General features: G+C 34.7%; 14 protein-coding genes. 5 read left to right on the top strand and 9 right to left on the bottom strand.

The window, feature by feature from the left end; translation table 11 throughout:
• Positions 1-25: 25 nt before the first annotated feature.
• Positions 26-316 (top strand): type II toxin-antitoxin system RelB/DinJ family antitoxin, encoded by a 291-nt coding sequence (locus WKS98_RS07950; protein WP_498918348.1) that lies wholly within the window; start codon positions 26-28, stop codon positions 314-316.
• Positions 300-614 (top strand): type II toxin-antitoxin system YafQ family toxin, encoded by a 315-nt coding sequence (locus WKS98_RS07945; RefSeq protein ID WP_498918347.1) that lies wholly within the window; start codon positions 300-302, stop codon positions 612-614. Before WKS98_RS07950 ends, WKS98_RS07945 begins: the two co-directional genes overlap by 17 nt.
• Here WKS98_RS07945 and WKS98_RS07940 read toward each other — a convergent pair.
• From WKS98_RS07940 to WKS98_RS07925, 4 genes are read right to left on the bottom strand one after another with little or no spacing between them, the layout of a single operon-like run.
• Entirely contained in the window at positions 604-1,305 is a 702-nt protein-coding gene (locus WKS98_RS07940) for a pseudouridine synthase (RefSeq protein ID WP_498918345.1), read from the bottom strand. The two genes, WKS98_RS07945 and WKS98_RS07940, sit on opposite strands and share 11 nt — an antisense overlap.
• Positions 1,306-1,315: 10 nt before the next feature.
• Positions 1,316-2,983 carry a DEAD/DEAH box helicase gene (locus WKS98_RS07935; RefSeq protein ID WP_498918343.1) on the bottom strand — a complete coding sequence of 556 codons (1,668 nt, stop codon included), beginning with the start codon at positions 2,981-2,983 and terminating at the stop codon, positions 1,316-1,318.
• The gene (locus tag WKS98_RS07930; protein ID WP_498918342.1) at positions 2,967-3,737 is read right to left on the bottom strand and encodes a glycerophosphodiester phosphodiesterase family protein; all 771 of its coding nucleotides are present in this window, start codon (positions 3,735-3,737) and stop codon (positions 2,967-2,969) included. The genes WKS98_RS07935 and WKS98_RS07930 overlap by 17 nt, the downstream gene beginning before the upstream one ends.
• Positions 3,734-4,285 carry a DNA-3-methyladenine glycosylase I gene (locus tag WKS98_RS07925; RefSeq protein WP_498918340.1) on the bottom strand — a complete coding sequence of 184 codons (552 nt, stop codon included), beginning with the start codon at positions 4,283-4,285 and terminating at the stop codon, positions 3,734-3,736. The genes WKS98_RS07930 and WKS98_RS07925 overlap by 4 nt, the downstream gene beginning before the upstream one ends.
• A gap of 67 nt (positions 4,286-4,352) precedes the next feature.
• Between WKS98_RS07925 and WKS98_RS07920 the strand changes: the two genes are divergently transcribed.
• Complete coding sequence (locus tag WKS98_RS07920; protein WP_498918339.1) at positions 4,353-4,622, top strand: DUF1294 domain-containing protein; 270 nt, start codon at positions 4,353-4,355, stop codon at positions 4,620-4,622.
• A 3-nt stretch (positions 4,623-4,625) separates the two neighbouring features.
• Entirely contained in the window at positions 4,626-5,489 is an 864-nt protein-coding gene (locus tag WKS98_RS07915) for a DMT family transporter (protein WP_498918337.1), read from the top strand.
• Between the two features lie 23 nt (positions 5,490-5,512).
• On the opposite strand, the gene WKS98_RS07910 is transcribed toward WKS98_RS07915, so the two are convergent.
• From WKS98_RS07910 to WKS98_RS07890, 5 genes are all read right to left on the bottom strand, one after another.
• Entirely contained in the window at positions 5,513-6,871 is a 1,359-nt protein-coding gene (locus WKS98_RS07910; protein ID WP_498918335.1) for a sodium-dependent transporter, read from the bottom strand.
• Between the two features lie 309 nt (positions 6,872-7,180).
• Positions 7,181-8,974, bottom strand: a complete 1,794-nt coding sequence (locus WKS98_RS07905; protein ID WP_498918333.1) for an ABC transporter ATP-binding protein — start codon at positions 8,972-8,974, stop codon at positions 7,181-7,183.
• On the bottom strand, positions 8,961-9,350 hold the full coding sequence (locus tag WKS98_RS07900) for an acyl-CoA thioesterase (RefSeq protein ID WP_498918332.1): 390 nt from the start codon (positions 9,348-9,350) through the stop codon (positions 8,961-8,963). Before WKS98_RS07900 ends, WKS98_RS07905 begins: the two co-directional genes overlap by 14 nt.
• Before the next feature lie 74 nt (positions 9,351-9,424).
• The gene (gene ftsH, locus WKS98_RS07895; protein ID WP_498918330.1) at positions 9,425-11,329 is read right to left on the bottom strand and encodes an ATP-dependent zinc metalloprotease FtsH; all 1,905 of its coding nucleotides are present in this window, start codon (positions 11,327-11,329) and stop codon (positions 9,425-9,427) included.
• 14 nt (positions 11,330-11,343) lie between these two features.
• The gene (locus tag WKS98_RS07890; protein ID WP_498918328.1) at positions 11,344-11,787 is read right to left on the bottom strand and encodes a MarR family winged helix-turn-helix transcriptional regulator; all 444 of its coding nucleotides are present in this window, start codon (positions 11,785-11,787) and stop codon (positions 11,344-11,346) included.
• A gap of 388 nt (positions 11,788-12,175) precedes the next feature.
• Here WKS98_RS07890 and WKS98_RS07885 point away from each other — a divergent pair.
• Positions 12,176-13,088, top strand: a 913-nt coding sequence (locus WKS98_RS07885) for a GH25 family lysozyme (RefSeq protein ID WP_498918327.1), incomplete at its 3' end; no start/stop codon positions are given.

Genomic DNA, 13,088 nt, shown 5'->3' with positions numbered 1-13,088 from the left:
ATACAATTTACTTAAGGAGGGTATTATGGCTAAAACTTCAAATATAAACATTAGAATTTCTCCCGAAAAAAAGAAAGAAGCTGAACAACTTTTTTCTACTTTTGGAATAACGGTAACAGATGCTATAAATATATTTTTAAGCATGTCCATATTAGAGGGAGGGTTTCCCTTTGAAATAAAACAACCTAAATATAATTATGAAACAGAACAGGCTATTAAAGAGGCACGTGATATTATTTCAGGTAAAATAGAAGCAAAATCTTATTCATCTTTAGATGAGTTATTAAAAGATTTAGAAAGTGACGACAAATGTTAGAACTAAAAACAATTTCGCCTTTAGGAAAGATCTTAAAAATTTAAGAAAAAGGAGCGTCAATTTAAATAAATTGGATTTTGTTCTAACAAAACTTTTAAGCGGAGAAGTTCTTGAAGAGAGATACAAGGACCATGCTTTAATAGGAAACTACATCGGCTTTCGTGAATGTCATAATGAACCGGATTTCTTGCTCATCTACTGTATAGATAATAATAAACTAATTCTAACTGCAGTAAGGGCTGGGTCTCATTCAGATTTATTTTTAAAAAAGAGAGCATCAAGCTCTCTTAATCTATAATATCTTCTTTTGTTATTTCAATGTACTCACCATATTCTAAATCACTTGGGAGTATTAAATTTCCAAACTTAACCCTTTCCAGTTCTATAACTTTATTTCCAACCTTTTCAAACATTCTCTTCACTTGATGATACTTTCCTTCTTTTATTGTAAGGTAGCAATGTCTCTTATCTATAACTTCCATGGTGGCTGGTTTTGTTATAATATTTTCTGGCATAAGTTTAATTCCCTTTTTAAAAGTGGAGTTATATTCCTCTTCTTCTATATCACTTTCTAAGGTTACTTTGTAGGTCTTAGGCACTTCTCTTTTAGGGGATGTCAAGTTGTGGTTCAACTCTCCATCATTTGTTATTAATAAAAGCCCTGTGGTGTCTTTGTCCAGCCTTCCCACTGGAAATGGATTAAAGGTAGCATGTTCTTCTAAAAGAAGGTCTATAACGGTTTTGTCGTAGAAATCTTCCGTTGCAGAGATAACTCCCTTTGGCTTATTCATTAGCAGATATATAAACTCCTTGTACTCTACTAGGTCTCCAAAGTATGAAACTCTGTCAGTATCTGTGTCTACAATTCTGCCGGAATTTTTCTCAACTTCGTCATTTACTAAAACCGCGCCCCTCTTTGACACTTTTTTTATTTCAGATCTTGTAGCAAAGCCCATGTTTGCTATAAGTTTGTCCACTCTGATTTTCATCTTCTCACCACTATTTATCTTTTGCTATCTCTACGGAAACTCTCTTTCCCCTAATATGCTTATTATTTAAATTTTTAACTACCTTTGATGCAACTTTTGAATCAACATTCACAAAGGAGAAGTCATCAAATATATCTATTTGACCAACGTCTTTTCCACGAATTTTTCCTTCGTTACATAGAGCCGCCAGTATATGATTTGGAGAAACTCCCGTTTTCTTTCCTGTGCTTAGGAAAATTCTCGTGCTGTTTGCTCCACCGGTTCTTGGGATTCTCTTATCCCTTTGTCTATTGTTTCTGTCTCTTCCTGTGTTAATGTTTCTATCTCTCTTGTTGCCAAACCTTGCTCTCTTGTTGTTGTCAATAGAGTCTATTTCTTTATATTTAGATGATTTTTGTTCATTTAAAAACATCTTTAAAACTGCCGCCGCAATATGATTTGGCAAATAGTCCTCATCTTCAAGTAGTGATAAAAATTTAAGTTCTTTTTCAAAATTCTTTTCATCCAGGATAATTCTAATTTTATCTAATAGTACAGAGCTTCTATTCTTTTCCATATCCTTAATAGTTGGAATGGAAATCTTTTCTATTTTTGTCTTGGTATATTTTTCAATTTGCCTTAAATTGCCATATTCCCTTGAAGTTACAAATGACACAGCAGTACCGGTACGTCCTGCCCTTGCAGTTCTCCCGATTCTATGCACATAGTATTCGTTGTCCTGCGGCATATCGTAGTTCACTACCATATCCACATCATCAACGTCAATTCCCCTTGCGGCAACATCTGTGGCAACTAAAATGTCGATGGTGTTATTTCTAAACTTGTCCATTACAGTGTCTCTTTGGTTTTGTTTTAAATCACCATGAAGGCCATCAGCAAAGTAACCACGGGACTGAAGTTCTGAAGTAAGCTGGTCAACTTTTTTCTTAGTGTTACAGAAGACTACAGTTAGTCTTGGGTTTTTTATGTCTAAAAGTCTCGATAAAATTTCTGTCTTAATATCATTTCTAAGTTCCAAATAAACTTGTTTTACTTTAGGTACTGTAAGTTCTTTATTTACGACCTTTACAATTTCAGGATTACTTTGATACTTTTTAGCAAAATTTACAATTTCCTTTGCCATTGTTGCAGAAAAGAATAGAGATTGTCTCTCTTCTGGAACATCTTGTAAAATAAGTTCAATATCTTGTCTAAATCCCATGTCGAACATCTCGTCTGCTTCATCAAGGACGAAGAAGTTGAGGTTATCTAGCTTCAATGAACCTCTTCTCATATGGTCCATAACACGTCCCGGTGTTCCAATAACTATTTGAATTCCCTGTTTAAGACCACGAAGTTGTCGTTCTATTGGTTGTCCACCATAAATTGGCATAACCCTAATGTTTTTCATATATTTTGAAAGGTTTGATATCTCTTCTGAAACCTGTATGCAAAGTTCACGAGTTGGACAAAGCACAAGGGCTTGTACCTTATTTGACTTAGGGTCCACCTTCTCAATTATTGGTATACCAAAGGCTGCCGTCTTTCCAGTACCTGTTTGGGCCTGTCCTATTACGTCACGACCTTCTAAAAGTAGTGGTATGGAGCTTTTTTGTATTGGGCTAAACTCCTCAAATCCCATGTCTGAAACCGCCTTTATCACTTCTTGTGATAGTTTCATGTTATTTAGTTCTATCATTAATATTTAATTCTCCTTCGTTTAATTCTTTCCTAATTTTTATTGCAGTTTTTGGATAGTCGGTTATAATGTCAAAATCTTGTTTAAAGCAATAAATCATATCTTTTTCTTTGTTAATTGTCCAAAGTCTGGTTGTCTTGTCTAGTTTTTTCAAAAACTCTAAATTCCTAATACTCTTTCCAAGGCTTGAGTGAATACCATTAAATATTTTATTTTTTTGAGCCTTTAAAAATATTTTATTATTTTTTGGTATGTCTTTTAACAAAAGGTATCTCTTATTGTTCTTGTCATACTTTCGAATCAATTTCAGACTTTTTATATTAAAGGAAGAGTAAATTATTTCAAATGGCAGAGGCCTTTCATTGACAATTTTTGCAACTCTCTTTTCAAAATTTCCATGAAAGTACTTTTCAGTTTTAATCTCTATATTTAAAATGCCTTTGAAATTTAATTTTTCAAGTAGTTCTAGAACCTGTTTCAAAGTTGGAACAGTCTCTCCTCTAAATTTCTCTCCAAAATATAAGCCCGCATCATAGCTTTGAATTTCTTGTAAGGTCATCTTCTCTACAATCCCTTCTCCAGTGGTAGTTCTGTCGATGGTTTTGTCGTGGATTACCACAATCTCTTTATCCAAAGTTTGTCTTACATCAAGCTCTATGCCGTCACTTCCAACCCTTACAGCCTCTTCAAACGAAATTAAAGTATTTTCCGGAGCGCTTCCCCGACTCCCTCTGTGAGCAAAAACTAAACTCATTTTGAAACACATCCTTTAATATGATCATTTATAACCCCTATGGCCTGCAAATACGAATATATTATGATAGGCCCCACAAATGAAAACCCTCTACACTTCATGTCCTTTGAAATCACTCTTGACAGTTCATTTTCCGTGGGAATGTCCTCAAGTCTTTCAAATTCATTTACAATCTGTTTCCCATTTGTAAAACTCCAAATGTAATTGTAAAAGCTTCCAAACTCTTCTTGCACCTTTAAAAAGGCTTTAGCGTTGTTTATTGATGATTCAATTTTTCTTTTATTCCTTATAATAGATTTGTCACTAACTAATACATTATACTCTAACTTTCCGAATTTAGCCACCTTTTGAGGGTCGAAGTCATCATATAATCTTCTATAACCTTCTCTTTTCTTTAAAATAATGTCCCAATTAAGTCCTGCCTGCGCCGACTCAAGCACAAGCATTTCAAAAAGATAATTTTCACTTTTAGAAATTTTCCCCCACTCTTCATCATGATACTTTTTAAGTTCTTTTGATTTTAAAGCCCATGGACAAATCCTCTTCATAATTCACCTCGTTGCATATACTCATCTATCTGCTATAATAACACTGAATGGTTCAAAGGAGAAAAAAATGACTAATAAAATTATTTATACTTATTTTTTAATCATTAATGTCATTGCATACTTTTCATATGGCATCGACAAGAGGCGTGCAGTGAAAAATAGATATAGAATTAGCGAGACCTATCTACTTTCCCTTTCTCTATTGGGAGGATTTGTGGGAAGTAGCCTTGGCATGAAACACTTTCACCATAAAACTAAAAAAATTTATTTTAAATTGGTGATTATACTTTCAATTCTCATTTATTCTGCTCTTTTTTATTATATTAACGGGAGGTAAGTTTTGGAAATAGAAAATAGAAGAAAAGGTATTATTTACATGGTGCTGTCCTGCGTTTGGTTTGCCCTTATGCAAATTTTTGTGAAACTAACTGGAGGGACGATTCCACTTTTTGAACAGGTGTTTTTTAGAAATTTAGCAACACTTTTTTTATGTGGATATCTATGTATCAAAGACGGTGACCCGCTTTTTGGAAAGAAGGAAAATCAATTCAAGTTAATAGCACGTTCAGCATTAGGCTACTTAGGAATGGTAACCTACTTTTATGCAATAAACCATTTGGACTCTGCTGACGCTACAATTTTACAAAAGTCATCACCTATATTTGTAACTATTTTTGCAGTTTTATTTTTAAAGGAAAAGATGACAAAGGGAAAGCTAATTAACTTAATACTCTGCTTTATAGGAGCTCTATTTGTAATAAGGCCTTCTTTTCATATGGACTTTGGTCCTGCAGTGGTTGGTATGTTATCTGCAGTATTTGCCGGTGGAGCCTATACGGTGCTTGCTCACTTAAATAAACACGAAAAGCCAAATACAATAATATTTTATTTTTCACTGTTTTCATTCTTAGTGTCAATTCCACTAATGGTGAAATCTTTTATAGTTCCAACGACAAAAGAACTTTTGCTCCTAGTTGGCATAGGCATATGCGCTGGCCTTGGACAAATTTTTATAACACTATCATATAGGGTGGGAGAAGCTTCAGAGGTTAGTATATTCAACTACTTTACAGTTGTCTTTACTACAATTCTCGGCTTTGTCCTATTTGGCGAAGTTATAAATATATTTTCACTAATTGGAATCTTAATAATCTTTACTTCATCTTACCTTCAATACAGAAGGTCACGAAGGGTAAAAAAATAACTCGAAGACATGCTTCGAGTTTTTTATTTTATTAATCCATTGTTTGCAATAAATAAAACTACAATCATTATAGGTATTATAAATTTTACTGAAAAATATATAAAGTCTGTAAGTTTTGACTTGTCTGCACCAAATTCAGTAATCTCGTCAACAAAGTCGCCTTTTTTATAAAACCATCCTATGAATAGTACTTCTAAAAACGCCGCTATAAGAAGGAATATATTTGCAGTTATATAGTCAAGGAAGTCAAAAATATTTTTGCCAAATATTGTGAAGTTTCCAAGATGGCTTCCCATTGAAAGACTTGAAAGTACACAGATTATACAAATTAATCCACCGGATAATAGAGTTGCTGTGGATCTCTTAAAGCCTCTACTGTCAATTAAGTAGGACACTACAACTTCAAGTAGTGAAATTGTTGATGTAAGTGCTGCAAAGGAAAGTAGCATAAAGAACAATGTTCCAAATATTCTTCCTCCCACCATTCCACCAAATACATTTGGTAGTGAAATAAATACAAGTCCTGGGCCTTGAGATGGTTCGAGTCCAAATGAAAATACAGCTGGGAAAATTACAATACCTGCAAGTATTGCTATTACAGTGTCCATAGTGGCAATTTTCAAAGCTACACTACTAAGATTTTCATCCTTTGGAGTATATGATCCAAAGGTAATAATAATGCCCATACCTAGGCTAAGTGAATAAAAGGCATGGCCCATTGCCACAAGAATTGCGTCTTTCTTTTCAAAAAACAATTTGAAGTCTGGCTTTATAAGAAATTCTATTCCCTTATACGCTCCTGGTAATGTCAAAGATCTAATGGCAAGTATAACTAAAATAAATGCAAGTATTGGAAGTAATATCTTTGATGCTCTTTCAATTCCCTCTTCAATTCCCTTGTAAACAATAAACATTGTGGCGCCCATAAAAATAAAAGTGTATACAATAGGTTCAAGGCCTGCTGAAACGAAGTTTTGGAACAAAGAGGTTGTCTGTTCCGGTGTAACTGAACTTGTAAAAACATTTGTGGCTGAATTTACGATGTATTTTAATGTCCATCCCGCAACAACGCTATAGTACCCAAGTATTATAAAGGCAGCTATTATTCCAAGAAGTCCTGACAAATACCATTTTGTATTTGGTGCAATCTTCTTAAAGCTCTTTGACGCGTCCTCTCCACCTCTTCTACCTATGGCCATCTCAGTAACCATTAGTGGTATACCAATTAGCATAACCATTAGTAGATAGACTATTAAAAATGCAGCTCCACCATATTCTCCCAATATATAGGGGAATCTCCATATATTTCCAACTCCTACTGCCGAACCAGCAGTTGCCATCATCATCCCTACGGATGAACTAAATCCCTGTCTCTTTTTCATAACTTTCTCCTCACAATAATAATTACGAATAATTTTAAACTATTTTTTATTATTTTGCAACTCTTTTTTCGCAATTTTTATAATTTTAATTAATATTTATCCTTTATTTTGCTTTTACATGTCTCTATAAGCTTTAATATCTGATATTTTATACAAAAAGCAAAATTGCATATTCTGTTAAAAAAACATACTAGACATTGTTTTCCTCAAATTGATATTTATTCTTTACTGTATATTTATTCGATATTTATACATCTTTGAATTTTTCTTATTAAATAAAAAAAACTGACCTAATAGGCCAGCTTTTATCTATTTGAAATTTTCCAAGTCCATGGTATTAAGTGACTTTCCACCCTGTGTATAGAGATTGTAGTAATAACCCTTCTTCTCCATAAGGTCATGGTGGTTGCCCTGTTCCACAATGCCATCTTCCGTAAGCACAATAATCTTATCTGCGTTTTGAACAGTTGTAAGTCTATGGGCAATGGTTAGTGTGGTTCTTCCCTTTGACAACTTTTCTAATGAGTCTTGAATAATCTTTTCACTCTTGTTGTCCAGGGCAGAGGTTGCCTCGTCCAGTATTAGAATTGGAGGGTTTTTCAAAAACACCCTTGCAATTGAAATTCTTTGCTTTTGTCCACCGGAAAGTTTAACTCCTCTTTCTCCAACATAGGTTTCAAACCCTTCAGGAAGTTCCATAATAAAATCATAAGCTCCTGCAAGTTTTGCAGCCTCTATTACCTCTTCCTTTGATGAACCTGGGGCACCATATTCAATGTTGTCGAACACAGTTCCAGAGAATAGATACACATCCTGTTGTACCATTCCAATATTTTTCCTAAGGCTCTTAAGTGTAAATTCTTTTATATTGTGGCCATCAAGGGTTATCTTTCCATCAGTTACATCATAAAATCTTGGAATTAGATTACATATAGTGGTCTTTCCTCCACCAGAAGGACCTACCAGCGCAACATTGGTATGATGTTCCACGGTCATATTCAAGTCCTTTAGAATGTATTCATCGTTGTCGTGATATTTAAAAGAAACATCATCAAGTACTATGTCGCCATTTACTTCTTTAAGTTCAGCGGCTCCTTCCTCGTCAAATATTTCAATATCCGTTTGCATAAGCTCTGAAAATCTTTCGATTCCTGTCATTCCCCTTTGGAATTGTTCAGTAAACTCTATTATTCTTCTAACTGTAGTTAATAGAGTAGTTACAAATAGTACATATGCCACAAGATCCCCTGGGTCAATTGAGCCCTTCATCATAAGGTATCCTCCAAGTATAAGCACCGTTAGGTACATTAGCCCTTCAAAGACTCTTGTAACTGCGTTAAAGCCCGCCATCTGTTTGTAGGACTCTTTTTTGATTTGTAAAAACTCTCTATTGCCCTTGTCGAACTTTCTAGTTTCTTCCTCTTCGTTTGTAAATGATTTTACGACTCTAACTCCAAGTAAACTATCTTCAACTTGTGAGTTTATTTCTCCAATATGATTCCTTTGTGCTTTAAAGGCCTTTCTCATCTTCTTTCTAAAGGTGGTAGTGGCAACTATCATTACTGGAATAAGGGCAAAGATAATAATTGTAAGAGGGACATTTATCCTTACTAATATAATAAATGAAATTATCATTTTAATTGCGGCTATAAAGTACTCTTCAGGACAGTGGTGGGCAAACTCCGTAACATCAAAAAGGTCATTTGTAATCCTTGCCATAATTTGTCCGATTTTTGCATCGTTAAAGTATGAGTCGGACAATTTGTGAAGATGATCAAATAGATCCTTTCTCATGTCCGTTTCAATTCTTGCACCCATAATATGCCCTGTTCTTTGCATATAGTATCCAGCAAAGACTTCGATGGTCTTAATAACTAAAAATAAAAATCCTAGTTTTAATAATATTCCCATGGTTAGGGAAGCCCTGTCTTCAAGCCCCATATTTGTCATATACCTTAATATAAGTGGTAGTACAATTTCACTTACAGTTGTTAGGGATGCACAAAATAAGTCGAAAAATAAAATATTTTTATAAGGTTTGAAGTATGGAGCGAATATACTTATTAATTCTCTATTGGAATGAACTTTATTATTCTTCTTCAATATTACCTCCTAATTTTAATTTGTCTTTGTCAATCTTTTTTGGTCTAAAGTTTTCGTCAACGCTTACCATTGTAAAAACACCTGTACTTGCAATTAAATCTCTCTCCTTAATTACATTCGTAACTTCAACGGTAATGGAACTGTTTCCTATTTTTAAAATAGTTCCCGTTGAGATAATGTGTTCTCCGTTATAAGCGGAGTTTTTAAAGACTACTTCCTTGCAGGCAACGGTCACTGTCTCTCCGTCAATATAGTGTTTTGAAACATAGCCCGCAGTTTGATCCATAATTTTAAAACCTTCTCCACCATGAAGAAAGTCATAATAGTTTAACATGTCCTTTGTTACTTCTACTTCATAAGTTTCTCTATAAGTCATAAAATCACCACAATTAATAATATCACTTTTGTAATTTTATATCAAAAACAAAAAAAGAGGGTCACCCCTCTTCTTTACTCTTCATTGTTTTCTTGTTCAAAATCTTTTTCTACTTCATTTTCATTTTGAACTTCTTCTGCTTCGCCATCTTTTCTATTTAAAATTTCCATAAACTCTTCTCCAGTTATGGTTTCTTTTTTCAATAGATACTTAGATATTTCATGAAGTTTTTCTATGTTTTCTTCAAGAATTGAAATAGCTTTGGCTTGGGCATCCTTTATAATCCTTTCAATCATATTGTCAACCTGTGCCGCCTTTTCAGGTGAAGCTGTACTTGAAGTTGTTCCATCCAAGTATTGGTTGGTTCTAGTTTCAAGTGCAACCATACCGAACTCCTCAGTCATACCATATTGTGTTATCATGGCACGAGCAAGTTTTGTAGCTCTTTCAATGTCATTTGAAGCTCCCGTTGTCTTTGTATTAAACACAACTTCCTCTGCAGAACGACCACCTGTTAATGTAACTATTTCGTTGAATATATCTTCCTTTGACATAAGGAATTTTTCTTCCTGTTCAACTTGCATAGTGTAACCTAGCGCTCCCGAAGTTCTCGGAATAATGGTTATTTTTGTAACTGGCGCTTGATGGGTCTGAGTTGCAGCAACCAGTGCATGACCAACTTCGTGATATGCAATAAGTTCCTTTTCTCGTGGTGATATAACCATGCCCTTCTTTTGCTGTCCCGCTATTACAACTTCTACAGATTCTGTAAGTTCTATTTGTGAAACCTTAGCCTTGCTATGTTTAACTGCAAGTAGTGCGGCTTCGTTTATTATGTTGGCAAGTTGTGCCCCAGATGCACCGGCAGTCATAAGGGCGATTTGTCTATAATCCACATCCTCTTCTGCCTTAATCTTTCTTGCGTGAACCTTTAATATGGCCTCACGTCCTGCAAGGTCTGGAAGTTCCACTGGAACACGTCTGTCAAAACGTCCCGGTCTTGTAAGAGCAGGGTCCAATATCTCTGGTCTATTTGTGGCAGCTAATATTACCACTCCAGTGTTTCCTTCAAAACCATCCATTTCGTTTAGTAGCTGATTAAGGGTTTGTTCCCTTTCGTCATTGCCACCAACTCCATGGGTATCCCTTCTCTTACCAATGGCGTCAATCTCATCTATAAATACAATACAAGGTGCTTTTTCTTTTGCTTGCTTAAAAAGATCTCTAACTTTTGAAGCACCCATCCCAACAAATAATTCTACAAACTCTGAACCGGACATGGAGAAAAATGGCACATCGGCTTCTCCTGCCACCGCTTGGGCAAGTAAAGTCTTACCTGTTCCTGGAGGCCCTACAAGTAGTACCCCTTTTGGTAACACCGCTCCGATTTCAGTATATTTTTTTGGATCATGCAAAAAGTCTACTATCTCTAAAAGATCTTCCTTCGCCTCGTCCTGTCCTGCCACGTCGGTAAATCTCTTTCCTGGCTTAGACTGAACATAAACTTTTGCATTACTCCTTCCAAAGCTCATGGAGTTTCCGCCCATCTTCTTGGTTAAGAACCTTGAGAAGAGCATAATAAGCCCCAAGAACACTAAAATTTGTAATATATAAGGTATGATAACCTTAGTGAATATATTTGAACCTTCTGATTTCCAAGAGACTCCACCAACTTCCTTCATCTTAGGGATAAGATCTTTATCGTATCCGAAGTTTGTGTATGGCGTCCTATATCTTCTTTCAGTACCATCCTTGTCCTTTGCAGTAAACTCCAGTGGGTCACTTAACTCCACATAGCTTACCTGTCCTTTTTCAAGCATGGTCCAAAACTTATCGTAGGTCACTTCACTTACTGCGCCCTTTGAAAACATAGGAAGTATTGTAGAGAATATCAAGCTCCATACAATAAGTCCAAGTAAAATCATAGTGATGGAATTGGGTCTAAAATTGTTAGGAAATTTTGAATTCCCCTTTTTCATCCACTCACCTTCCTCTAATTTCTACCAAGAAGATCTAAACTATTATTAAGTTCTGTTAGCACTTCCACAAGTTCTTTGTACTTAGCTTCATTCATAGAACCTAATTTGTCATGAAGTTTACTTCTTAATTCATCTCCAATTTCATTTATAATTTCTTTTCCCTTTTTGCTTGTTTCAACATGAACAACTCTTTCGTCTTCTAAAGACCTTGTTCTTTGTAAGAAACCTTCTTTTTCAAGTCCCTTACACATATTAGAAATATTTCCTCCAGCAACTCCTAGAGAGTTACCAAGTTCACCTATTGTTGCGTTTTCTAATCTTGAAACTTCAATAAGCACTTTTAGTTTCATATTTGTCAATCCATTTGCCGCAGCTATTGGAAGAAGTATAGCGTCTATTTTTCTTGCTGCTTCTCTAACTAACTGAGCAGTTTCTGTTCCGTAATCTTTCCATTCCATAAAATCACCTTCCATTTTTATTGTAGTCTGGTTGTTTTCAATCAAGATAAAACAGATATATTTTCTCAATCTTTAACATACTATACTATAAATGATATATACCCGTCATAATATTACTTAATCAATTAACATCTACTTCATCAATTAACATTTTACATAATAAAACTGAAAAAAATCTTAATTTTTATTTTCTAATTGCGGACATAAGTTTTTATTAATAAAATAATATTTACAACCTCTTTAAGTTAAAATGTATATGCCTTTACTTTCAACTTGCTTTGGATAAGTTTTTTATCCTCAAATATATTATAACGCGAATTACTAATAATAAAAATCTTTTTATAGTAAATAGATATCTTTATTCACATCTATACCTGGAGGTGATTATATGAAATTAGGCGTTGATTTATCCATGTGGAATAATCCATCGGACTTTGCAAAGGCGAGGGCAAATGGCTTGGACTTTGCAATTCTTAGGGCGGGAAGTGGAAGAACTGTAAAAGACCCTTCCTTTGAAAGAAACTACAATGGATGCGTTAGTGCAGGGCTACCAAAGGGAGCCTATTGGTATCTTTATGCCAGGGATGTTAAATCGTCAAGCTTAGAAGCAGACAAGTTTCTAAATGCAATTTCTGGAAAAACTTTTGAATATCCACTTTATCTTGACCTAGAAGACCCATCACAGTCAAAACTTTCCAGGGTCACTTTAACTGAAATCGCTATTGAGTTTTTGCTTAAGGTTGAAGGCAGTGGCCACTATGTTGGACTTTACTCCATGGGCTCGTGGTTTACAGATAAGTTTTTATTAAACCACCGATACAAAGGCAAAACTTTAAATGACTTTGACTTTTGGATTGCTCACTGGACCCACAACAAAAACAGTACTTCCAGATATGTAAATTTAAATACTGGAATGTGGCAGTACACAAATAAGGGAAGTTTTGTAGGCATAGGCATGGCGGGACGAGAACTTGATATGAATGTGTGTTTTAGAGATTATCCTAAGATAATAGGAAATAAAAATCTTAACACCACAAATCAAGCTTCAAAACCAAAGGAAATTGTTCTTGTTTCAAAGCTTAAGTCTGTAGATGTGACAAAATCCATAGACTACTTGAGAGATACAACGAAAAATAATTTTTATTTAGTTGAGACAATGTCCGGCTACTTCGACTACTCCAAGTTTAAAAATTACAAAATAATTGCCCTTGGTGGTGAAAGAAGTAGTCACAGTTCCTATGCAAATGAGTTTTATGGTGGAAATGACACGGAAGTTTTAGAAAAACTAAAAAGTAAATATT

The organism is Lagierella sp. ICN-221743 (genome assembly GCF_037890055.1).
Taxonomy (GTDB): Bacteria; Bacillota; Clostridia; order Tissierellales; family Peptoniphilaceae; genus Mediannikoviicoccus.
Note: the sequence above shows the minus strand (reverse complement) of the source record. Positions and strands in the feature narration are given on the sequence as shown.